This is a genomic window from Sporosarcina sp. P37 (genome assembly GCF_002109365.1).
Classification (GTDB): Bacteria; Bacillota; Bacilli; order Bacillales_A; family Planococcaceae; genus Sporosarcina.
On record NZ_CP015349.1, the window covers coordinates 1,299,881 to 1,322,430 of the forward strand.

Genomic DNA, 22,550 nt, shown 5'->3' on the forward strand with positions numbered 1-22,550 from the left:
AGTAATTCCCCGATTTTCATTATTTAATCGATTAGTTTTATTTAATGAAGGGTATGTTGGTAAGTAAAGGAGTGAATCGAATGGACAAAAAATACCTGGCAACTGCAAAAGAGGCTATTGATTCGATTGAATCAGCTGTTCCAACAGAGAGACATTTACGTCGGGCCCATGCGGCCGGCATCGCTTTTGATGCCGTGTTTTTGCCGACCGGTGCTGCAATGCCCTGGACTGTCGCAGCCCATTTACAAAAAAAAGAAGTGCCCGCTGTCGTTCGTTTCTCTCACAGCTCCACAAGTGCTGATCCAAACCAGCGGCTGAATCCAATTAAAGGTATGGCGGTTCGCTTTGAATTACCTGATGATAACTTTACAAATCTTACAATGGCCAATATTCCAATCTTCATCAGTAAAACACCTGATGCATTCATTCGCCTAATCCAGGCACTTGGCGCTTCGGGCTCCTGGCCGCAGCGCTTCGAATCATTGTTGCAAGACGCCGAATATAAAGCATTCGGCACTATTTTGAAGAAGATCAAACCGTTTCGCAATTATGAGACCTTACATTATTACTCCATCCATGCATACTACCTAGTGAATCAAGAACAGCGGAAACAGGCTGTGCGATTTGAATGGCAGCCCCTGCCTCAAAATGACCGGACTTTATCAGGCAACTCTATGGAAAACAAACTTATCCGAGAAGTAGAGTCAGCGGAAATCCCCATACGCTTTCGTCTGCTCATACAGCTTGCTGAAAAAGGGGACCCAACTGATGATCCTACTGTTATGTGGCCTAATGACAGAAAGAAAATTGAGGCAGGCATCCTTACATTGACTGCCGTGCGTGCCGATAATGCTGAATCTATTGTCTTTGATCCGACAGTGGTAGTTGAAGGTGTAAAGTGCAGTGAAGATCCGGTTCTGCACTTCCGCTCTGCCGCCTATGCAGAATCAGCCAGACGGCGCGGTGCACTCGAATAGATTCATATAAGAGAACGCCCGCAATCTATTGGCGGTAATAATCCGATGTGATAATTTAATATTTTCACCAAATATTTCACACACAGTTTGTCAATTCTTTCAATTTCCATTGTATTTTTAAATTATTCACAACCGTAATATAAACAATCATACTTTTATACCGTATTGATAAACTTGATTTTTTCATCACACCCTTGTTAAACTAGCATCGTGTCAATTCAACGTGCGGAATAAAAGCAATTCTTTATAAATAAGAATTCACCAGTCAGACTGGCAGAAGGGGTTGACTACTCACTACAAGGAGCTGATGTGTATGACAAAGGAAGAACAAATGATACTGGATAATACAGTAGATGAAGAAGAAAAGGATTACACCCTGGACCGTGTGCCAATTGAAGACCGGACAAAAAGCTGGCTAAGCATAACGAATATTACATTCGGTATCGCAACTGCCATCTTTTATTTTCAAATGGGCAGCGTGATGGCCTTGCAATTTGGCGCACCAAACGCCATCGCTTCTGCAATTTATGCAATTATCGTAGCTGGCTTGCTTGGTACAGTAATTGCATATTTATCGGCTAAATCGGGCATGAATGTCAATTTACTCTCGCGGGGCGGCGGTTTCGGCTATATTGGCGCCTCACTCACCTCTCTGATTTACGCTTCAAACTTTATTATGTATTGTGCATTTGAAGGCTTGATACTTGTCTCAGCAGTTCATCATTTCGTTCCCGGTTTGCCTGAATGGGTTCTGATTGTGGTATTCGGAACATTAGTCATTCCGCTTAACTGGTTCGGAATCGAACAATTGGACAAGCTGCAGAAATGGTCTATGCCAATATTTATGATATTTCTCGTTACAGCTATCGTGGTCTCTTTCATTAAACCCGCAGTATACACCGGATCTGTTTTCTCATACATGCCGGAAGGAGTACAGTTTGGCGGTACAGCCCTGTTATTCTGTATCGGTATGCATAACGGGATTATGGGATTAACCGCTTTACTTGCTTCAGACTATGCACGTTTCTTAAAACCTTCAGACCGAAAATTCGGTTCCCTTGCGATTGGTTTTATTCCGCAGATTTTCTGTTACGGCGTGATGGGCGGACTTGGAATATGGTTTGGTGTACGATTCCTCGAGAAGGATCCGGGTGTCTACATCGTTCTGCTGCTCGGTATCGGCGGTGCATTATTCACTATGCTGACGCAGTTACGAATCAATGTTACCAATATTTACAGCAGTTCACTTTCATTGTCCAATTTCTTCGAAAATGTGCTTCGTTTCACTCCAGGACGCAGATTTTGGGTTGTCGTCTCCGCTGTTACCGCCATTTTACTGATGCTCGGCGGAATTGTGGATCATCTGGATACCGTAATGACTTTCCAAGGGGTGTTTTTATTCTCCTGGGCTGCTATCTTGGTGACGGATGCACTCATCGTCAAAAAGTGGCTGAAAATTGGACCTGATTATTATGTGGCACGACAGAGATTCCTGTATAAATGGAACCCTGTAGGCGTCGTATCACTTCTTGCAGCCAGCGCATTTGGTACAATTGCCGCTTCTGGTCTGCTTGGAATATTCCTGCAGTCAACCGCAGCATTTTTTGCCGCGCTGCTTGCAGCTATATTGACAGTAGTCATCGCCGTCTATACGAAAGGTTCATATTATTTACAGCGTGAACCAAACGATATTACCGCAGAGGACAGAATTAGATAATAACTGGTTAATACAATCAAAAAGTGCCTAAAAGACCAATACTATGGTCTTTCAGGCACTTTTTCATTTACGTTCTTCCGACAATCCTGTGCGTTTAATATGTCCCCAGTCACGCTTCCCTCTTAATGCACGAATAATTCCTTCTGCGCGCCAGAACAGCGTCAGCGGACGGTACCAAAACACTTCGGTGAGCGACAGCAAAACCAGGCGCAGCAAATCATTAATTTTTGGATAGGTGTTCCGGCTCCATGCTTCCAGTAAAACAGAGGTCATAGAAAACAATGAGCCATACAAGATAAATAATAAGCCCAGTATCGCCGCAAAGGCTATATAGACCTCTCCCATGAAGAAAGAGAGAACTATATAAGCATAGCCTGCCAGTTCAATCAGCGGCCCAAGCAATTCAATAAACAAGAAATACGGAATAGACAACAACCCTACTGTACCGTACTTCGGATTAAACGCCATTTTCTTATGGAGCCAAAGACTCTCGGCCAACCCCTGATGCCAGCGGCGGCGCTGGGTGCGCAAGTCTTTAAAAGAATCTGGAGCTTCCGTCCAGCAGACAGGATCTGGCGTAAAGACGATTTCTTTATCTTCTTTGCGATCCGCCAGTTCTTCATGAAGCTTGACTACAAGCTCCATATCCTCACCGACTGTATTTCTCGCATACCCGCCGGCTTGCAGCACCCATTTCTTTGAAAACACACTGAATGCACCTGAAATGATTAACACGAGATTAAACTTACTGAGCGCCATGCGTCCCATCAGGAAAGCACGCATGTATTCTATAATCTGCATCCTCACAACAGCTGAATCTGGAAGCCCTTCCCTGACTACCTGTCCCATTTGTATTTCGTAACCATTCGCAATCCTTACGTTGCCGCCTGTCGCTATCACTTCCTTGTTTGACTCCATAATCGGCTTCATCACCCGCAGCAATGAATTGCGGTCCAGAATGGAGTCACCGTCAATTGAACAGAAATAAGGATACTGCGACACGTTGATCCCAACATTAAGTGCATCAGCTTTCCCGCCGTTCACTTTCGTAATCAGCAAAAGATTCGGATGCATAACAGATTGATACATCGCCTCAATTGGCTGCGTGGCAAGCTGCTGATTCACTACTTTACGAATCGGCTTCATATTGAAATGCTCAATCACAATGTCTTCTGTATTATCCGTTGAGCCGTCATTCACCACCAATATCTCAAACTGCGGATACTGCAGCGCCAATAACGAATAAATATTACCGAGCACCCCTTCTTGCTCATTATAAGCAGGTACAATGATAGTGACAGGCTGTGTATAGATGAAATCGACTGCTTCCTCATCTGACAGGTTTTTCTGCAGTTTCCGCTCTTTCATCAGCTGTGTAAACGCGATGATCAGCATAGACGTGTATGCAAAAATGACAGCCAGCATATAAATCAGCAGGATATAGTCGACAAATGCAAATACTGAAGAAGTAATAGCAGGTAAATTCATCTCATTACTCCTTTCCGAACATTTCTTCCGCTACATCCACGGCAAACTCATCTGATGATGTAGTGATGACAGAATATAGTGCTTGCTGACCGTTTCTTAATGACTTCATAGATTTCGCAGCCTGGGCACGAACTTGATAGACGGAATCTCCTATCAATTGATTTAATACAGGCAGCGCATCTTCTGCCGGGGCGGATCGGAGTATTTTCGCTGTCATCAGACGCTCTTCCCATACCGGTGAATATGCGAATTCTTTATACAGCGTCAGAACGTCCGCAACTTCGAGCTCGGCAATACTTTTTAGTGCCCGTATGCGTAATTCTTGATTTGTGCTGTCCAGACATTGATGCAGCAGAGGCAGCCAATCCAAGTAATAGTTGACTCCTGCAATCTCAATCAGCGTCAGTTGAAGCAACTCAGGCAATTCATCGAATTTCTCACCCAGTAAATCGATCTGTGATTTCTCCAATTCTATAAGAAGCTTTTTATAGTCAAATTCTCCAAGCGGAACTTGCGGACAAATAAAATGAGCAACGAATTCAGCTGCAGAAAACCTCGCAATAATCGCGTAAATGAGTAAATACTCTGTTTTAGAATATTTTCTCTTTCGTTGCGGCTGTTTCAATACTTCTTCCGCAATAAAAGTTAAATTAAATAATTTTATTTTATTTAGCGTATTAATACGGACTCCTGCACTCCGGCTGTTTAATTGCTTAGTGTAGTAGCCGGACATATATCGCTTTGCGAAATCATTCATTTTTCCGCTGATGTCTTCGGATGCAAAATGATAGCTGAGACGGAAAAATAATTCATCAATTGCTTCCAGTTCCACAGTGTGTTTCGGCATAAGTGTTTCAGCCTGCAGATTATCTCTAAATAAGTAGTCATACCATTCGTCCTGGCGCTCTTTAATATAATCTGCAATCTTTTCTTTCTTTTTTACTTCTTGAATACGGTAGTATACAAGAACAAAAAACATAATAAAGAGAATGAGCAGTATGAACAGGATGATCAGCAGCAGCGTCAATAATAACTTATCCATAATAAATTCGGTTCAACACTTTCTTTATTTGCGCTTCAAATAAATTCGGATTAAATGGTTTCGTTATATAGTCATCTACTCCGTGTTCATAAGCGAATATCATTTCCGCTTCATTCTTACGCTTGGTCATCATAAACACATGATACTTTTGTGTATTTGGTAATTGCCGCAATGCATAGAGCACTTCCAAACCATTTTTCCTGGGCAGTATATCGTTCACGATGACCAAATGTGTATGGGAAGACTCATACCAGGCAGAGTCCAAAAATGACTGTCCGTCATGAAACACTTTTATTTCCAGTTCAAGTTGTTTAATCGATACGCGTTCCACCAATTTCTGAACGACCGTCGTGACGACAGGATCTTCATCAATTATGCTGATACGTATTATCTGCTGCTCCAGTTTTCTGAACGAACGTTCTTTGACAAACGGAGTATTTCCGGTTAATTGAATTGCACGGTTTACTGCGTCAGATCCCGTCTGCAGTATATTTTCCAGTGTTACGTCGCCATTGCGGATTTCAACAACTGCAATCCCTACCCGATATGTTCTGGAATCTTCCGTTTGACGCAGCCTTTCGATGAACACATCCGCTTCTTCTTCTCTTGTATTTGCCATTAAAATAATATCCGGCTCACCTGCCGGAAAACTAAACAGCAGATCTGAATCCCTGATTTGCCTTAGGACTAACTGTTTGATTGCCGGGCTGTCCGGACTTTTCACGAACACCAATGTGAATGTTTGCCGAAAGCGTTTTGTATTTGCTTTCTGCCACATGAAAAACTGCGGAAAAAGTGCTGCATCCACTATATTACGTTCCTTATTTGTCATTCTCATTACACCCTTCGTCAGCAAATCAGCTGCTGGAATATCTATACGTAAGTTTTTACTGCGAGAGCCCGCGGAGTTTTCGTTATTGCAAACGGTATTCCGTATTACTGATTTATGCAGCTATCCGTACTCTTTGGGCTGTAAAATAGAGCAAGGCAGCAAAGAGAAAACATCGGATTAGCTGCCAACTATCCTTTAGTCTTTCTTTCATAGGTTTCATCCAAAATCGTTTTCATCATCGGAAAGTATGTCAGCCAATAAAATGCAGACACATCCTCCGCAAAATATTTATAGACGTTATGAATTCCCTGCCATTTCAAAATTGGCTGTTTGTCAAAATCCGCATAATCTCCCGCAAAATAATACGTGCGGGTTTGATTCTGGTGCAGCACAGCAGGGAATGTTTCAGGTATATTAGCTCCCTGCAGCACACTGCGTCCTTTTTCAGTCAGGTCAAATTCATACGTTGCCAGCACTTCTGTCTGCTCTGCCGGTTCTACCACGTCAAACCAATAAAGATAATCAGAGGAATAGACATCAGGAAATTTCTTTTTCCCTGCTGCCGTCAGCTGGAAATGGGCAGCACTTTTATTCTCTTGGCCATCCAAAACAATAATCTGCCCTGACGTATGGACAAATACCAGGCCTGGCCCGGCAAAAACCCACTCTTTGTCCGTCTGATTTTTATATCCTTCTGCAAGCCATTGCGGTATTTCTTCATTTGCTAAGTCCGAAAAGTAACGGCCGATCCACCCCGTCCACGTTATCCCCAGACTCTTCTGCATCACGATACTGACTTCTTCACTTGTAGGTGATGCAAAGCTGTTAAATTCCGCTATTAATGTTGTGCTTTCCGCTTTACTGTCCATCAGCTCATTCCACTCCGGTAATTCCATACCTCCGTAAATAAGTTCAGAACGCTGACCATCGGGCTGCTTCTTTACATCATCGCTGAATACTCCGTATGTGTCAGCCACATAAATCATATCCAGAGGGCGTGCGCGAAATGGCTCCAGCGCTTTCTGCTGAAACGGGTCAAAACCATAATAATCAGTAGTAAAATCATACAATTCCCCATCAGGGCGGACGACTTTCTTGCCTTTGAGTATATGAAACAGCCCCTTGTGCTCACGAAAATCTTCTTTTGCAACAGATTTATCGATAACTGCTATATCCAAAACTCTCTCCTCTTTGACAGTCCAATAAATCCGTGGTGAAAGGACGAGGAAGATCAAAAGTATGGCTATCACTATTTTTTTCACTGATCTGTCTCTCCTTCATATATATATCGACAACCGTTAAATAACCATATTTTAGTATTATTATATCATCTACTACTCTAGCAAACAATTACTTAACAGAAATTTATTAGTCTATATATACTATACTTTTTCACATCTCTTGATGTAAAATATAATGGTAGGCCTAAACTAATGTGTATAGCAAATTGACTAGAGGTTAACAGAGAAAGGTGAATATATTGACTAAAAAGGGACGAATTATTTGGGTGGCGGTATTTCTATTGGTTATTACTAATTTTATTTGGCTCAAACCTATGTTGACTATGCGTGCTGATCAGCCGAAAGCAACTTGGCTTTGGCACACTCATCAAATAACAGACAGATCCGATGATTTAATTGATTTTATGAACAGAAAAAATGTTTCAATACTTTATTTGCAAGTGAATACAGATATACCCGACGATGCGTATCAGCATTTCATCAGACAGGCAAACGAGCATACTATAGAAGTTCACGCCTTGGACGGTGCTCCGCATTGGACAACTGATCAAAAATCCGTTCAAGACTTTTTTCGCTGGATAGAAACATATCAGTCGGTGTCCGATGAAACAGAACAATTTGCGGGCATACACTTAGATATCGAACCTTACATCTTACCAGACTGGAATACCGACATACAAAAGACCATAGACAGCTATCAGCAAAGCATTCATTTGGCCGCAGGTGAGGCAGCTCTCCTCAACCTCCATTTCGGAATCGATATTCCCTTTTGGTTCGATACCACGTTTTACACAACTTCTATGGGCGAAGGGGTATTATCTGAGTGGCTGATTGATCAGTCAGACAGCATTAACGTAATGGCATACCGCAATAAAGCAAACGGACGAAACGGGATAATCAGCTTAGCGCAAAGCGAAATGGATTATGCGAGCCAAGCAGGAAAAGAAGCACGCATCGCGGTGGAAACAAGTAAGTCTTTTGAAGGGGATTACTTGTCTTTCTTCGGCAAAAATAACGCGTATATGGATAAGCAGCTGAAAGAAGCGGAGAATGCATTTAATCATTCCGAAGAGTTCCGAGGGATTGCGATTCACTCGCTGGAAAGCTGGATGAAACGGAAATAACTATTACATACGCAAAAAGCCGTCACCTTTGGAAAGGGACGGCTTTCGTATTGTATTGTAAGGCATCAGAGATTCAGGCTTTTCCGTCTTGCTCATAAAATACAGGCGGCACTGAACCGAACACTCGGCGGTGGTAAAGCATTGGATCTTTTTGCTTGTCAATGTGCAAGTCAACGACTTCACCAATAATCACTGTATGATCTCCCGCTTCAATCGTTTGGAATGTTTTACATTCGAATACGCCGAATGCATCTTCAATAATTGGAACACCGCGGTCGGACATTTCCCATTTACATGTAGAGAAACGGTCTTCTACACGGCTGGCAAACGTACTGCAAAGTTCTTGCTGATTTCCAGCCAGTACGTGAACCGCAAATTTACCGCCTTCTGTAAATGCTTTAATAGATGAAACTCTATGATCAATTGACCACAAGAGAAGCATGGGGTCTAAGGATACTGAAGCAAACGAGTTTACTGTCAATCCAACCGGCGTGCCGTCTTCTGTTACCGCAGTGACGACTGTGACACCTGTAGGATAATTCCCCATAATTTCCTTGAATAAGTTTTGTTGTTCTTCTTTTTTCATAAAATATTCTCTCCTTTATTCATTCGCTACTTCCAGTGACGGAACATGTCCAGTCCACTTGAAATAGACAGCTCTTTTCCCATCATAGCACTTTTTCCGTCATTATTCATTATTCTCAGCTTACTTTATCCTTTTCTATCAGTTTATGCACGCGTTGACCCATCTGCCATGCTGTATTGCATACTGGCTCTCAGCATTTATTGTGATTTTCTTTCTGTTTTCACTAAACTGGGTACATCGTTTAATCATTATTTTCCTTTTACAACAGATGATAAAATGAATTATTGTTCCGGGATAAGACGAAAGTTTCATTTAACAGGTTCAATGTTTACAAGATCAAATACCGGATATTATACACATAGCAAATCTATCAAACAATTAGAGGAGGATACCTTAAATGGATCTAAATAAGCTAAAGAAAAACAATTTATTAAAAATTGGAGCAGCAGCAATATTATCTGTCGGCGTCCTCAGCGCGTGCGGAGATGATGACCCGGTCATTGATGATAATGACGATATCGATGTAGATCAGCCGGCTGATGTGACGCCGAATGATGACGCAGATACAGAGCCCGAAGTAGATATGGAACCGGACACTGAAGTCGATCCGGATGCGGAAGTTGACCCAGATGCCGAGGTCGATCCGGATGCAGATGTAAGTCCGGAAACAAAATAAATTATTATATTTTCACAAAGATGAATAGTACAAAGCAGCCGAAGAATCAAATTCGGCTGCTTTTTCCTTTTATATAATGTTTGATGCAACAATTCCTAACCGGTCACGTTCAATGACTCCGAGTTTATTCATATGGCGACGGAAACTCGCCATAACAAATGTATGCATATTTGCTTGTGTTGCGTAATAAATAAACCACGGAATGGATGGCAAGTAGTCATGAATTGCGACAATGACCTCATTAGAACCCGGAATCTTCCGGAATTCTATTCTGCCGCGTTCATTGGAATCCGGATCCATTAACAGTCCTCCCGTAATATAATACAGTGAACGGTCTTTTGTGCTGCGGTCTGCAGAATAACTCAAGGCAAGCAGTGTCCGGTTACCAAGAAAGCCGATCCGGCAATTCAACTGATCATCTACATCGGTCTTAATCCAAGGATTTAAAAAAGCAGCAAGCCATTTGACATAATAACGCGCTGTTTCATCAGCAGTCCAGCTGTAAGGCAGCTCAATACGCTGAACTGAACGTACGTCTTGTTTAAGCGGCCCCATTGAAGGTTTTCTATTCGAGCGATTCTTATCCTTACTTTCTGCATCAAGCGCTTCTTTTGCCGCTTGCATAAAAGGGATCTTGCCGTTACTGATACCTTCCAAGTAACGTGATGGGCTGACAACCATTGGGTGTCGCAAACTTTCAACTAACGGATAGACAATCTCCTTAGGCGTCTGTGTAACGAGCCGTAACCATAACCTCGATAAATTCAACGAAAAGAAAGGCACATCTATCATTCGCGATGATTTCCCTGCTGCTTCAGCTGTCTTTTCCATCATAGACTTATATGTCATCACTTCCGGTCCGCCTACATCAATTGAGCGCTGTGCAGGTTCAAAATCCAGTATCAGCGAACTCAATGATTTAATCACATCTTCAAGAGCTACCGGCTGGGTGTTTGAACGTGTCCACTTAGGTAAAATCATTACCGGCAGTCTCCTGACAAGCTTAGACAAGATGGGAAACGATGAACCTTTCGGGCCGACTATCAATCCTGCACGCAATGCCGTAACAGGCACATCATACGAACGCAGAACCCTCTCCACTTCCAAACGGCTCTTCAAATGGCGAGATAAGTCTCCAATCTCTTCATCTGGAATAATACCGCCTAAATAGACGATTTGTTTGATGCCCTGCTTTTTAGCAGCCTGCGCGAAGTTATCGGCTAATATAACATCCATGTCTTCAAAAGTGCCTTGAGTCAGCCGAGCTGATTTCAGCATGGAATGAACGAGATATACAGCAATATCTGCACCAGCAAGACTTTTTTCTGCATCCTTCATCGAAAACAGATCACAAGACCGCCACTCCACATCTTCAGTACTTTGCCTCTGATTCCCATTGCGTGATAAGCCGATTACTTTTGCTCTTCCTTTAAGCTTTTTCAATAAATTATTGCCGATATAGCCGCTGGCACCAGCAACGGCGACAACTAAGTGATTTTTCCCCATAATATTCCGCCTTTCCTCGTACGTATACAATCAAACTACCCGCATTTACTAATCAGTAAGCGTAATTGTCAATTTAATACTTTCAGCAAGCGCAGTCTTTGCTTTTCATATCAATATTCCTTATACTAGATTAGAACGATGAAAACTATTTTTGTTTTTATAGTTTTTCTCTGTATATAACGATAGGGGTACGATAGATGAAAGCACGCATCATGAAAGCTTTTTTAGAAGAGATTCATGAAAAAAGCATGAAATTTACAATGGATGACTTAGCCCGCAGACTGGGCATCAGCAAGCGCACATTGTATCAGCACTTCTCTTCTAAAACGGAAATATTAGACGCAATTATTGATTCAACTTTACAGGAATTTGACGAGAAGACAGCTTTGATCATGCAAGATCCGCAACTAGGCTTGGTAGAGAAGATCAAGCGGGCCATTACGGTCATCCCTAAATATAATGATTTTTATAACTGGCAAATTCTTGATCAGATGAAAAAAACGCACCCTGCGCAATGGGAACGCGTTCACGCTGCTCTTCACGAATGGGATGAACTGCGTGAATTGATTGAACAAGGAATCCGTGAAGGGATTATTGCCAATCAAAATGTTCCGTTGCTGATGAAGCTGATCATCGACGCAACAAACTCCACACTCGACCGCAAGTTTTTCTACGAGAACAGCATTACGGTAACCGAGGCGCTGGACTCTATTGTCGATATTCTGCTGTTCGGTTTTATTAAGAAGGACGACGGCGTAAAAAACTGATAAAACAAAAATAGTTTTTAGGTTTCACAAAAAATTGAAAGCGAGATGGAATTATGAGCCTCCACGCAAGTGAGGTAACGAATGAAAATTGGCAAGAAGTTGCCTATTTATCCGTTCATGAAAACCAAAAGAATTTTATAGAAAGCAATTCATTTTCACTGGCTCAATCACAGTTTGAACCTGAATGGAAATCTGTTGGATTATATGATGGAGAGGAGCTCGTTGGCTATGCAATGCATGGGCGCGAAGAAAAAAGCGGCCATGTGTGGCTCGACCGCTTCATGATTGATCAGCATCATCAGGGAAAAGGCTATGCCAGCCGATTCCTTACACTTCTATTAACCAGAATGGAAGAAAAATATCAATGTGACATGATTTATTTAAGTATTTATCCCGATAATAAAAAAGCACAGCGTTTATATGAAAAATTCGGATTCGTACTTAACGGAAAAATAGACGATGCAGGTGAATTCCCTTGTCTCATCATGGAACTTGATCTGCGGAGGAGCCCTGTGCAATGAGCCTTTCTTCACCCAAATTGGATCGGATGGACACTGAACCGGTAGGACGTATTTTTTTGCGCTATTTAATTCCTTCAACAATTGGCATGCTGCTGATGGCAGTAAATATTGTGGCGGACGGCATTATGGTCGGTAACCGATTGGGTGCAGAAGCTTTAGCGGGAGTCGGAATTTCGGCTCCCGTTTATACGATCTTTTTTGCCGTATCTCTTTGGATTGGCATTGGCGCCGCCACAAAATATTCCATGGCAATGGGTGTCAGGGATAAACAGAAAGCCAGATCCATTTTCACACACGCCATTTTATCAATTTTCTTAATTACTATCATTCTGGGGCTAACCGCATTTATTTTTCGGGAACCTCTTGCTTATGCACTTGGAGCTAATCCAACGACGTTCCCTTATGTTTCTGATTACTTATTTGTCATTTTATTGTTCGGATTTATTTTCACTGTCGAGAATACATTCAGTATTTTTGTGCGAAATGACGGCGCGCCCACCCTTTCCATGGCAGGCTTAATCGTCACGTCTGTCGTTAACATCATACTGAATTATGTGTTTCTCTTTATTTTTGATTATGGCGTTACAGGCGCTGCGCTGGCAACCATCATCGCTTCTTTCCTCGGTATGCTCGTGCTGGTCACACATTTCTTTAGAAAGAGCAATAATTTACAATTGGTGAAGTGTACGTTTAATAAAAAGCTGTTCACTGCGATCATTTTCATCGGATTCCCAAGCTTTCTTTCCGAATTAGGTATTTCAGTTTTTACTATTTCACATAATATTGCATTTGAACGCATGGCCGGTACAGAAGGCGTTGCGGCATTCTCCATTTTGAACTATGTGCACAGCGTTATGCTGATGCTTTTCCTCGGAATGGGAGGTGCGATTCAGCCGCTCATCAGTTATTACAACGGGTCAGGTAACCGCGTGCGGATGAAAGAAACGATGAAAAAAGCCACATTTACAGTTGCAGCTGCCGGCATTACATTCTTCTTAGTCGGACAATTTGCTGCAGGCCCCATCGTGTCTATCTTCGGAGACTTCCCTAAAAACATCGGTGAATTGGCCGCAACGGGAATTAATTTATTCTTCATTGCGTATTTGTTTACAGGCACAAATTTTGTGATGATGACTTATTATCAATCTGTCGGCAACGTCCGTATGGCCACATGGATCACGGCGTCACGAGAAATCATCATTATGCTGATTTTCCTGATGATCTTGCCTCGTTTCTTTGGATTGAACGGTATTTGGCTGTCAATTCCCGCATCAGAATTTATCGTGTTTGCCGGGATCTATTGGTATCAGCGAAATGCTGCACGACATTCATTACCTCAATAAAATCACGTCGGCTCACCGATTCACTGTACCCGCCTATGCAGATTCTCTAAACGACAGCACCCCCTGACATCGATGTGTCAGGGGGTGCTGTTTTATAAAGATTCTTTAATCACACGCTTATAATTCAACACTGACAGCAAGCCAAATATCGAGTACAAAGCCGTGTAGATCAGCATAACGATAATCATTGGTGTCACCATTTCAGCACCAAATAGGAACCAGCCAGATTTTACAGCAAAATAGCTGTGGCATAAACCTGCGGCTAATGGGATACCAAAGTTGAACAACTGTTTCCTCTGAATTCCTTTTAGTAAATCAGATTGTGTAAATCCAAGTTTCCTTAGAATCGTGTAATTTGATTTTTCATCTTCACTTTCATCCATTTGCTTGAAGTAGAGAATACAACCGGATGTGATGAGGAATGCGAGCCCCAGGAATCCCACGATGAACATCACCATGCCTACGCTTTGTTTCTGATTACTTTGCTCTTCATATTTCGATTCATGCCCTGCCCATATATTGATTTCCAGCTTATTAAAAATCGTATTGGCGTTCTCAACCTCGTTTTTGTCATCGATATCCACTCCGTAATACTCCGTGAATTCCGATGTGAAGGAAGTATCTTTATCTTTTTGCATCCGTTGGAATAGTTGATCGTCCACTACAGCAACTGGAAAAGCGGAGGTTATACGAGTTGGCAGTAGAGCCAAATCCTCTAGACCCGTTAATGTCAGATCATATGCGTGTTCTGTGCCTTTAAACACCACCTGACGATCTGCTTGGAATTTCATAAACTTTTCTGCAAAAGTATCTAAATTGATAAAGCGCACTTCGTTCTCCCCTACATTTACTGCCGGTACTGCTTTCTCACTGATTACAATCATATTGGTATCGGCATAACTCTGTCCTAACGCAACCTCTTCCGTAATGGAAATTACTTGTGACAAATCCACTGGTGATGTTAATAATTCCACCGCTGTCTCTGTATAGGCGATACCTTCCTCTTCCAATGCCTGCATAAATTCCATCGCACGCTCAGTATTCGGAATAGTAAAGTCAGCAGGGATTGTCTGCTCCACTGTTTTCTCCACAGAGTAATAGGAAATATAACTTAACGACAGCAGCGCAATTGATAATGCAGACAATGTGGTAATGATCATTAACAGGAATGAATTGGATTTCATTCGGAACATAATCGAAGAAAGAGATAAGACATCACGGACATTCAGATACCCGCCTTTACGTTTACGGATCAGATTAAAGATGAAACTTACCGATCCTTTATAAAATAAATAGGTCCCGATAATCACAGATGCCAGTATGACGATCATTGTCAAGAATAGATAATTGCCCAGAATTTCACCGCTGAACAGCTTGGTTGATAAATAATAGCCAAACAAAATAAGCAAGATGCCAAACACGCCAATGACTGCTTGAAATTTCGTCACCTTTTGCACCCGCTGCTGCGTAACAGATGTTGCACGGAACAGCGATAAGATACTTTGGCGTTTGATGAATATTGCATTCATGATCAAAATTAATAGATAAATTGCCGCAAATACTACCAGTGTCTGCAGCAATGCCTCCAAGGAAAAACGCAGCGCCGCAACATCTGTCACGCCCGTCACTTTAAAAAGAATGATCATCAGCAGCCGGGACATCGAAAAACCGAGAAAGATTCCAACGAACAGTGAGCCGATATATAATACAAAGTTCTCGACACTCAGAATACGAAAAACAGTTCCTTTCGTCATACCGATTAATTGAAACAACCCAATTTCCTTGCTGCGCCTTTTTATAAATAAGTTGTTGGCATACAGCAAGAACACTGACACAATAACTATCAGTAAAACCGATCCTGATTTAATAGCTGCAGCACCTTTCACCCCGCCATTCACATCATCCAATGCAGGATCGAATTGCAGTGTCACAAACGAAAAGTATAGTCCCACACTGAAAACCAGTGCAAAGATATACACATAATAATGCTTAAGATTTTTCTTGAGATTACGAAATATCAGCTGGTTAAGCGTCATTCTTCACACCGCCCAGTACACCTTGCGTTTTGATAATGTCATTGAAAAACTCGTTGCGGGTCTGATCTCCTTTATACAGATGTGTATAAATCTGCCCGTCTTTAATAAACACTGCACGCTCACTGAAACTCGCTGCCAAAGGGTCATGTGTAACCATAACAATAGAAGTATTACGATTTGCATGTAAGGCACTCAGTTTATTGAGCAAATCCGATGCAGCTTTCGAATCAAGAGCCCCCGTCGGTTCATCCGCAAAGATGATGCTTGGATCGTGTATAAACGCACGCGCAGCAGAAGTTCTCTGCTTTTGCCCGCCTGAAATTTCGTTCGGGTATTTGTCAGCAATATCCACTATCCCGAGTTCTTCTGCTACTGCATGAAACTTTTCATCAGCTATTTTTTTAGCTATTTTTTGCACTGATAACGGCAGCAGAATATTCTCCTTCACCGTTAAAGTATCCAGCAAATTATAGTCTTGGAAGATAAAACCCAAATGATGTTTACGAAATTCCGACATTTGCTTTTCTTTCATTTGGCTGAGATTTTGCCCTTCAATGCTGATGGTTCCCTGACTCACGCGGTCAATGGTAGAAAGGACGTTTAGCAGCGTCGTTTTTCCAGAGCCGGATGCACCCATAATGCTGATAAATTCACCTTTATTCACTTGAAGGTCTAATGCGCTGAGTACTTCTTGCTTATTAAATTTATTGCCGTATGTTTTATATATTTTCGTTGCTTGCAAAATTACCATGTCCATCACTCCTTGTTAGTTCTATCTTAATCAACCCAAGAACTTTTCTCCTGTCTTTGAGATGACAATTTGAAAAAGCATGTGACAGTATCGTCACATGCTGTAAGTCGGGAAGATTAGCAGAGAGGCTGCCAAGGACTCTCGGGTGAAGATTTACACTTCAAAGGAGACGCAGTGAACTGCCTGTCCGCACTTAGGCTGAAAATAAGTTCAATGACAACATTGCCGTCAGCGTATGATTTACTTTACATGCTTACCTTTCATTCCCCCTATGCATTTATCATGCGAATCCATTCATTTTCTTTCGGGAAGGTCAATGTAAATCGCGTTCCTTCTCCTGGCTCTGATTCGACTTGTATGTCGATCAGCAGTGATTCTCCCACTTGTTTTGCCAAATACAGGCCCATTCCTGTAGCGGCGTGATTTCCGTGGTCCGCTGTTCCTGTAAACCCTTTGTCAAAAATTCTAGACAGGTCTTTTGAATGGATCCCCTTTCCGAAATCCTTTATAGATAACTTCGTAACGTCCTCGGCTGACGTACTCCGAATGCGAATGTCTGATGAATGACTGTATTTTACTGCATTCGTCAGAAGCTGTCTGATCATGAAGCCAAGCCATTTGGCATCAGTCAGCACCGTGTCCGTTTCCAGCGACACTTCAAATCCGATATTCTTTTGCATACACCATTGCCTCAATGACTTAATCTCTTGAAACAGCACCTTCTGCAAATCTATTTTTTCGATATATAAATCATTTTGGATAAATGGAATACGTTTTTGATGCAATTGCTGATCGAGTAATAAATGAATACGAAGCCATTCATACATCAGCTGTGAACGAAGAGCAGCATCTTCTATTCGTTCGATCATCAACTGCATTGTTGTCAGCGGCGTCTTTACTTCGTGGATCCAGTTCAGAATATCGTCTTTCTCCTGCTCAACGCTGCTTTGCAATACTTCCAGCCGCTGTGTAAACAACTGATTTTGTTCTGAAATTCGTTCGGAGGCGATATGTTCAAAAGGGCTGTCGGCTTCCGGCAGCATAGTTAGGTCAAATGACGAGTCGAGCGTGTTCAGCTCCTTATAAAACCGGGTTTCTTTCGTGTACCGCATAATCAAAAACAGCAAGAAAGACAAACAGGATAGAAATACTATATAAGCAGCAGATGTAAATGTAATGCCAGTGTCCATATACCCTATCGCCAAAGCCAGCAGCTGCAAAAACAGAAAGAATACAATCCATGCAGCCCGTTCTTTCAGAAATAGCTGCTTCATAGCATTTCTTCCTTTGCCATATAACCTTGTCCTATCTTTGTCTCAATCACATCAGTCAGTCCAATTTCCGCAATGCGTTTACGCAGTCGATTGACGTTGACAGTAAGCGTATTATCGCTGACAAATCGTTCATCATCCCACAGTTTGGTGATGATTTCTTCTCTCGTCACAATTTCATTCTTCTTCTCAATCAGGACTTTCAATATATAGATTTCATTTTTGGTCAGCTCAATCGTTCCGTTCTCATTCGTCAGTGTCCCTTTAACAAAATCCACTGCCGCACCGCACCAGGACTTCACTTCCAATATCTGTTCGATGTTGTAATTATAGACACGGCGCAATATCGCCTGGATTTTCGCTATCAGCACATCGAAATGAAAAGGTTTTTGAACGAAGTCATCAGCTCCAAGCTGCATCGACATCACCATATCCGTCGGGTGATCACGCGAGGACAGAAAAATAATTGGCACGTTGGAATGCGCGCGGATCATCCGGCACCAATGAAAGCCATCATACTTTGGCAATTGGATATCTATAATCACCAGATCCGGCTTGAGTTCCATAAATTCCTGCAATACATTACGGAAGTCTTTAACTCCTTCCGTTCGGTAAGACCATTGCGTCAGGCGTTCTTTTATTTCGGCAAATAAGGTTTGATCATCTTCTATCAGCATAATCGTAAACAACGGACTCACCACACTTTTCTTCAGTGCTTTTAGTGTATCCTATCTGAAGACAAAATCAAAACAGCGGGCGAATGAAGGCAACCTTCATTCGCCCGCTGCTATTTTCATTTCAAATAAAATAATCCTCCGCTAACTATGTCCACTGTAATTCGCGGCTTAAACCGCTCTTCCATCGCTTGTTTCTCCACATCATAGTATTCAGGCTTCTGCTCCTGGCCTTCATAGAAATAATCCAATACCGCCTGATCTCTTTTCCAGCGCTTTTCTGCTTCTTCAATCCATGACTGGTCTTCGCCTTCAATGATTTGATCGATCACTTGATCCAACCGGTCGATTCCGCGGGCAGGTGTGATGATATAAGGCAAATGAAATACCTGTTCAGACGGTTCCGATGATAACTGACGAGTGCATAGAGTCTCATGAAATCCGTTCATCACGGCGCCTGTCATCAAGTTCATGCCGATTGAATACAACATTTCTTTCGTCTGATGGCTAATAAACGATACTTTATAATTTACACCGATCCAAGGCGTAAGAATCACTTGACTGTGTGCGTCCGAAATCCGCTCATACATTTTCACATACCGGCCCATTTCCTTTGTCACCCGAAATAACTGATGCAGACGCGGTGAACCGAGATGGATTGCCTCGCCTTTTATCCCGCTGTTCAAATGTTGCATGTCTGTAATCAGTGTAAGCTGTGCGGGATTCGGTGTTTCGTTGACACTTTCCACATACCGCCAATAAAACGGCCGGTTCATAATCTTTTTATCCATGTCAATTGTCAGCTGTACGGTGAGATAATGTTCATTTCCATGGAGTACTTCACAGTGATTTTCTTTAAAAAACTGATGGAGAAAAGTATGGATCTCTTGTGCGTGCATGAATCCGCCTCCCTCATATAGATTGTTCCTTCATCGCTAAAATATTGTCCAGCTCCCCTACCACCTGTTCAAATGTATCGATTTTTCCTTGCAGCACTTTCAGGATATGATCATCAATCGTTCCTTCTACTGCCAAGTTATAAATTTGCACATCATGCTCCTGACCTAACCGGTGAACCCGGCCGATCCGCTGTTCCAATTTCATCGGATTCCACGGCAAGTCATAATTGATCACGTGATGGCAAAACTGCAGGTTAATCCCTTCCGCACCGGACTCTGTTGCGATGAGCACCTGCGCCTGCTGCTTAAAGAGATGTTTAATCCATTCACGGCTGCTTTTACTCAATTTGCCGTTGAATATGACGTTCGAGATTCCCTTTGCATATAAATAGTCACTCAAATACAGCTGTGTCATCCGATATTCTGCAAATATAATCACTTTGTCGTTCGCTTTCGCAATTAAGTCTGCTGTCATTTTAGCTTTGGAATGCACTGGCAGTCTTTCCAGCTGCTCGATCACTTGATTTACGCAGCTAGTTTCTTCCGGCTTCGTGCACTCGGCCAGCAAGTTCATCAATGTGCCAATCACTGCATCCGGACTGCTGCACATTTCCCTTTGTACAGTCATCGTCGTAAACGCATCCGCAAATACGGGTGAAATCTCTTTTAATTGGGATAAAGCCGTATACACTTGTCTTTCATCGGCTGTGAATTCTACAGGGATGGATTGTACCTGACGCGCAGACCATTCAATGCCGGTATCTTGCCGCCTGTTGCGCACCATAACCTGACTCACTAGCTCCTTTAAATACTCATCCCGTTCTTCATCCCGATTTTTCGCTGAAAATATAGCAGAAAACGATTCAAAATTACCGAGATGCCCCTGCTTAAGCAATGACACCAAATAGAATAATTCAAAAATATCGTTCTGGATGGGTGTTGCAGTCAGCAGCAGGCAAAATTTCTTTTTTAGACTTTGCACAAATTCATAACTGATCGTTTGATGATTCTTTAATTTATGGGCTTCATCCACAATGATTAAGTCATAATCTTGCGCATAGATTTTTTCCTTATGCGGACTGCGCTTGGCTGTATCCAAGCTCATGACGACTACATCCACATAATCGAGCTCATAGTTCTTTTTGTACAGCAGTGCGGGGATATGGAATTTTGTATACAGCTCCTCCACCCACTGATTGACAAGAGAAGCCGGCACCAGAATGAGAACTTTCTTCACAAGTCCGCGGAGCAAGTACTCTTTGATAATCAGTCCTGCTTCAATTGTTTTACCAAGTCCCACTTCATCCGCTAAAATTGCTTTGCCGTTCATTTCCTCGATCACACGTTCAGCCGCTTCTATTTGATGCGCTAACGGTTTAACGTTCGGCAGATAAGCGAGCGACTGCAATCCTGTAAAATTAGTAATTAAGTTATTTTTCGTGATGGTATAGCACATATTATATAAATTCCAGCTGTCAAAAGGCTCTTTGTTTTCCAGCCTCTCAATAAATCCTTCTTTCCATGAAGACGATCTTTCAATCAGCATTTGCATCACCTCAATCAGCCATAATGTTTTCATTAGAATGTCCCAAAAAGACAGACTTATGAATAACGCAAAAAACCCTCTGCAATTAGAGGGTTTCAATTATCTGTCCATTATATTTCAAATGCTGTAAAACTGCCTTCCTCGTCAAAATCTGTTACATGCAGTACGCGGTCTGAAAATGATTCTGGGATTTTCGTATCCTTGCCCAGTATAAGCGAAAGTACGCTGAATTTCTTTTGTTTTTTCATTTCATTAAATTCCTTCAGGAAGCTGTCACTGATCTCGTCTTCTCCATCTGTAACGAAAATTACATCCGCATTTTTGAATGCACTGCCCCCGATGACTTTTAGTGCTTCCTTCAGCGACAGAGTGAAGTCCGTGCCGCCGCCTAAATACGTGCGGGCAAGACGTGCGAGTTCACTGGAAGTGATCTTGCCTTTGGCAAATGTTTCTAGCTGCACGGTCGTAGAAAATAATAGCACACATAAATCTCGGCGCTGTTTTTTCGCTATGGACAGAAGCGCTAAGATAAATCCTTTCGACTGATTATCAAGCAGTTTCATACTTCCGGACTGGTCGAGACAAAAGACAATGGGACCTTTACCAAGCTCTTCCCGTTTTCTCTGGTCGTACTGCATCGTCTCCTCTTCAGCTAAACGCCGCAAGAAGTCTTTTTTTGTTGAATCTTGCGTATACAGCCCTAATTCTATTGGCAACAATCGTTCTATTTCATTTCCGGTCGTCACACCTCTCCTTTCCATGGACTCTGCATAATTCGCTTTTTGTTTTTTTCTCGCCACTTCTTTGAATCGGCCTGCCCATTCCGCAATTTCTTGCATCTTCGGGTTTGCTGCCAATTGATCAGCAACAGCCAGCTGTTCGCGCAGCGGCACCTTTTTCAGATCCGCTTCCCCTTTACCGGCGCTGCTTCCGCCCATTAAAGAAATCAGGCTGTCTTTTACCTTGATGGTTTCTTCTACCGCTTCATCCATCGCCTGCAAAAAACGCTCTCCACTCGTTTCAAGCGTCAATTCAAGTTTGTCATTCAATTTATCGGATGCTTCTGCCAGTTCCTGAACCGGCTCATCTATTTCATCCATATCTTCCGGGGTTGCCTGCTCTATCGGCACATTATCCTGGAGCGCTTCAACAGCCTCCATCTTCTCCAGCAGTTCCTCATCCAGCGCTTTCGCCTCCGCAAGCCACGCGTTTATTTTCTCACCAAACTTCACTGTACATACGGTCGCTGCCAGATCATCCAGCCGGGTGAAATTTCTATATTCCTCAAAGCGTTCATCTTTCATTATTTTCTTTAAAATCGTCTGATTTGCTTTTAGTGCCGGATGAATGCCGCCTGCCACAATTCGCGGTTTCATTTTATACAGTGCCGCCCAAATATCACCAAGCAGCGCTTCTGCAGTCGGCAATTGCCCTTCGTCTCTTACCTTCTGCAAACCGTCCGACATCCCGAACAGCTCTTTAAACCGTCGTTTATCAAATGCGTCTGTATTCAGTACGGAGCGATGATCTCTTACGATTTTACTTCTTTTCAT

At 42.4% G+C, this 22,550-nt stretch carries 20 protein-coding genes; 7 read left to right on the top strand and 13 right to left on the bottom strand.

Annotation, left to right across the window (positions count from 1 at the left end):
* Window positions 1-80 precede the first annotated feature (80 nt).
* Both SporoP37_RS06805 and SporoP37_RS06810 read left to right on the top strand, forming a co-directional pair.
* Entirely contained in the window at window positions 81-977 is an 897-nt protein-coding gene (locus SporoP37_RS06805; protein WP_158233648.1) for a catalase, read from the top strand.
* 313 nt (window positions 978-1,290) lie between these two features.
* Complete coding sequence (locus SporoP37_RS06810; RefSeq protein WP_081242948.1) at window positions 1,291-2,694, top strand: purine-cytosine permease family protein; 1,404 nt, start codon at window positions 1,291-1,293, stop codon at window positions 2,692-2,694.
* A gap of 63 nt (window positions 2,695-2,757) precedes the next feature.
* Here SporoP37_RS06810 and SporoP37_RS06815 read toward each other — a convergent pair whose 3' ends face one another.
* The 4 genes from SporoP37_RS06815 to SporoP37_RS06830 all read right to left on the bottom strand — a co-directional run bounded on the left by SporoP37_RS06815 (window position 2,758) and on the right by SporoP37_RS06830 (window position 7,318).
* Window positions 2,758-4,182 carry a glycosyltransferase family 2 protein gene (locus tag SporoP37_RS06815; RefSeq protein ID WP_085430579.1) on the bottom strand — a complete coding sequence of 475 codons (1,425 nt, stop codon included), beginning with the start codon at window positions 4,180-4,182 and terminating at the stop codon, window positions 2,758-2,760.
* Window positions 4,183-4,186: 4 nt separating this feature from the next.
* The gene (locus SporoP37_RS06820) at window positions 4,187-5,224 is read right to left on the bottom strand and encodes a HEAT repeat domain-containing protein (protein WP_085430580.1); all 1,038 of its coding nucleotides are present in this window, start codon (window positions 5,222-5,224) and stop codon (window positions 4,187-4,189) included.
* On the bottom strand, window positions 5,217-6,056 hold the full coding sequence (locus SporoP37_RS06825; protein WP_196796877.1) for a response regulator: 840 nt from the start codon (window positions 6,054-6,056) through the stop codon (window positions 5,217-5,219). Before SporoP37_RS06825 ends, SporoP37_RS06820 begins: the two co-directional genes overlap by 8 nt.
* 188 nt (window positions 6,057-6,244) lie before the next feature.
* Window positions 6,245-7,318, bottom strand: a complete 1,074-nt coding sequence (locus SporoP37_RS06830) for an AIM24 family protein (protein WP_157118623.1) — start codon at window positions 7,316-7,318, stop codon at window positions 6,245-6,247.
* Between the two features lie 218 nt (window positions 7,319-7,536).
* Here SporoP37_RS06830 and SporoP37_RS06835 point away from each other — a divergent pair, with 218 nt between their 5' ends.
* Window positions 7,537-8,421 (top strand): hypothetical protein, encoded by an 885-nt coding sequence (locus tag SporoP37_RS06835; protein WP_143565476.1) that lies wholly within the window; start codon window positions 7,537-7,539, stop codon window positions 8,419-8,421.
* 73 nt (window positions 8,422-8,494) lie between these two features.
* Here the strand turns inward: SporoP37_RS06835 and SporoP37_RS06840 are convergent, their stop codons facing one another.
* On the bottom strand, window positions 8,495-9,007 hold the full coding sequence (locus SporoP37_RS06840; protein ID WP_081242954.1) for a flavin reductase family protein: 513 nt from the start codon (window positions 9,005-9,007) through the stop codon (window positions 8,495-8,497).
* A gap of 397 nt (window positions 9,008-9,404) precedes the next feature.
* On the opposite strand from SporoP37_RS06840, the gene SporoP37_RS06845 reads away from it, so the two are divergent.
* Window positions 9,405-9,683, top strand: a complete 279-nt coding sequence (locus SporoP37_RS06845) for a hypothetical protein (protein ID WP_085430583.1) — start codon at window positions 9,405-9,407, stop codon at window positions 9,681-9,683.
* Between the two features lie 69 nt (window positions 9,684-9,752).
* Here SporoP37_RS06845 and SporoP37_RS06850 read toward each other — a convergent pair whose 3' ends face one another.
* A complete protein-coding gene (locus tag SporoP37_RS06850; RefSeq protein WP_085430584.1) occupies window positions 9,753-11,189 on the bottom strand; it encodes an NAD(P)H-binding protein in 1,437 nt (478 codons plus the stop codon).
* A 197-nt stretch (window positions 11,190-11,386) separates the two neighbouring features.
* Here SporoP37_RS06850 and SporoP37_RS06855 point away from each other — a divergent pair, with 197 nt between their 5' ends.
* The 3 genes from SporoP37_RS06855 to SporoP37_RS06865 are packed head-to-tail and all read left to right on the top strand — an operon-like array spanning window position 11,387 to window position 13,820.
* The gene (locus SporoP37_RS06855) at window positions 11,387-11,956 is read left to right on the top strand and encodes a TetR/AcrR family transcriptional regulator (protein WP_081242957.1); all 570 of its coding nucleotides are present in this window, start codon (window positions 11,387-11,389) and stop codon (window positions 11,954-11,956) included.
* 53 nt (window positions 11,957-12,009) lie between these two features.
* Window positions 12,010-12,477, top strand: a complete 468-nt coding sequence (locus SporoP37_RS06860) for a GNAT family N-acetyltransferase (protein ID WP_081242958.1) — start codon at window positions 12,010-12,012, stop codon at window positions 12,475-12,477.
* Window positions 12,474-13,820: an MATE family efflux transporter gene (locus SporoP37_RS06865; protein ID WP_085430585.1), complete on the top strand. Its 1,347-nt coding sequence runs from the start codon at window positions 12,474-12,476 to the stop codon at window positions 13,818-13,820. The genes SporoP37_RS06860 and SporoP37_RS06865 overlap by 4 nt, the downstream gene beginning before the upstream one ends.
* A 92-nt stretch (window positions 13,821-13,912) precedes the next feature.
* On the opposite strand, the gene SporoP37_RS06870 is transcribed toward SporoP37_RS06865, so the two are convergent.
* The 7 genes from SporoP37_RS06870 to SporoP37_RS06900 form a co-directional block, all read right to left on the bottom strand.
* Entirely contained in the window at window positions 13,913-15,856 is a 1,944-nt protein-coding gene (locus tag SporoP37_RS06870) for an ABC transporter permease (RefSeq protein WP_085430586.1), read from the bottom strand.
* Complete coding sequence (locus tag SporoP37_RS06875) at window positions 15,846-16,607, bottom strand: ABC transporter ATP-binding protein (RefSeq protein ID WP_085430587.1); 762 nt, start codon at window positions 16,605-16,607, stop codon at window positions 15,846-15,848. Before SporoP37_RS06875 ends, SporoP37_RS06870 begins: the two co-directional genes overlap by 11 nt.
* A gap of 269 nt (window positions 16,608-16,876) precedes the next feature.
* Window positions 16,877-17,881 (bottom strand): sensor histidine kinase, encoded by a 1,005-nt coding sequence (locus SporoP37_RS06880; RefSeq protein WP_085430588.1) that lies wholly within the window; start codon window positions 17,879-17,881, stop codon window positions 16,877-16,879.
* Complete coding sequence (locus tag SporoP37_RS06885; protein WP_081242963.1) at window positions 17,878-18,567, bottom strand: response regulator transcription factor; 690 nt, start codon at window positions 18,565-18,567, stop codon at window positions 17,878-17,880. Before SporoP37_RS06885 ends, SporoP37_RS06880 begins: the two co-directional genes overlap by 4 nt.
* Window positions 18,568-18,671: 104 nt before the next feature.
* On the bottom strand, window positions 18,672-19,451 hold the full coding sequence (locus SporoP37_RS06890; RefSeq protein ID WP_085430589.1) for a YqhG family protein: 780 nt from the start codon (window positions 19,449-19,451) through the stop codon (window positions 18,672-18,674).
* A gap of 13 nt (window positions 19,452-19,464) precedes the next feature.
* Window positions 19,465-20,997 (bottom strand): DEAD/DEAH box helicase, encoded by a 1,533-nt coding sequence (locus tag SporoP37_RS06895; RefSeq protein ID WP_198160070.1) that lies wholly within the window; start codon window positions 20,995-20,997, stop codon window positions 19,465-19,467.
* A gap of 110 nt (window positions 20,998-21,107) precedes the next feature.
* A complete protein-coding gene (locus tag SporoP37_RS06900; RefSeq protein ID WP_085430590.1) occupies window positions 21,108-22,550 on the bottom strand; it encodes a VWA domain-containing protein in 1,443 nt (480 codons plus the stop codon).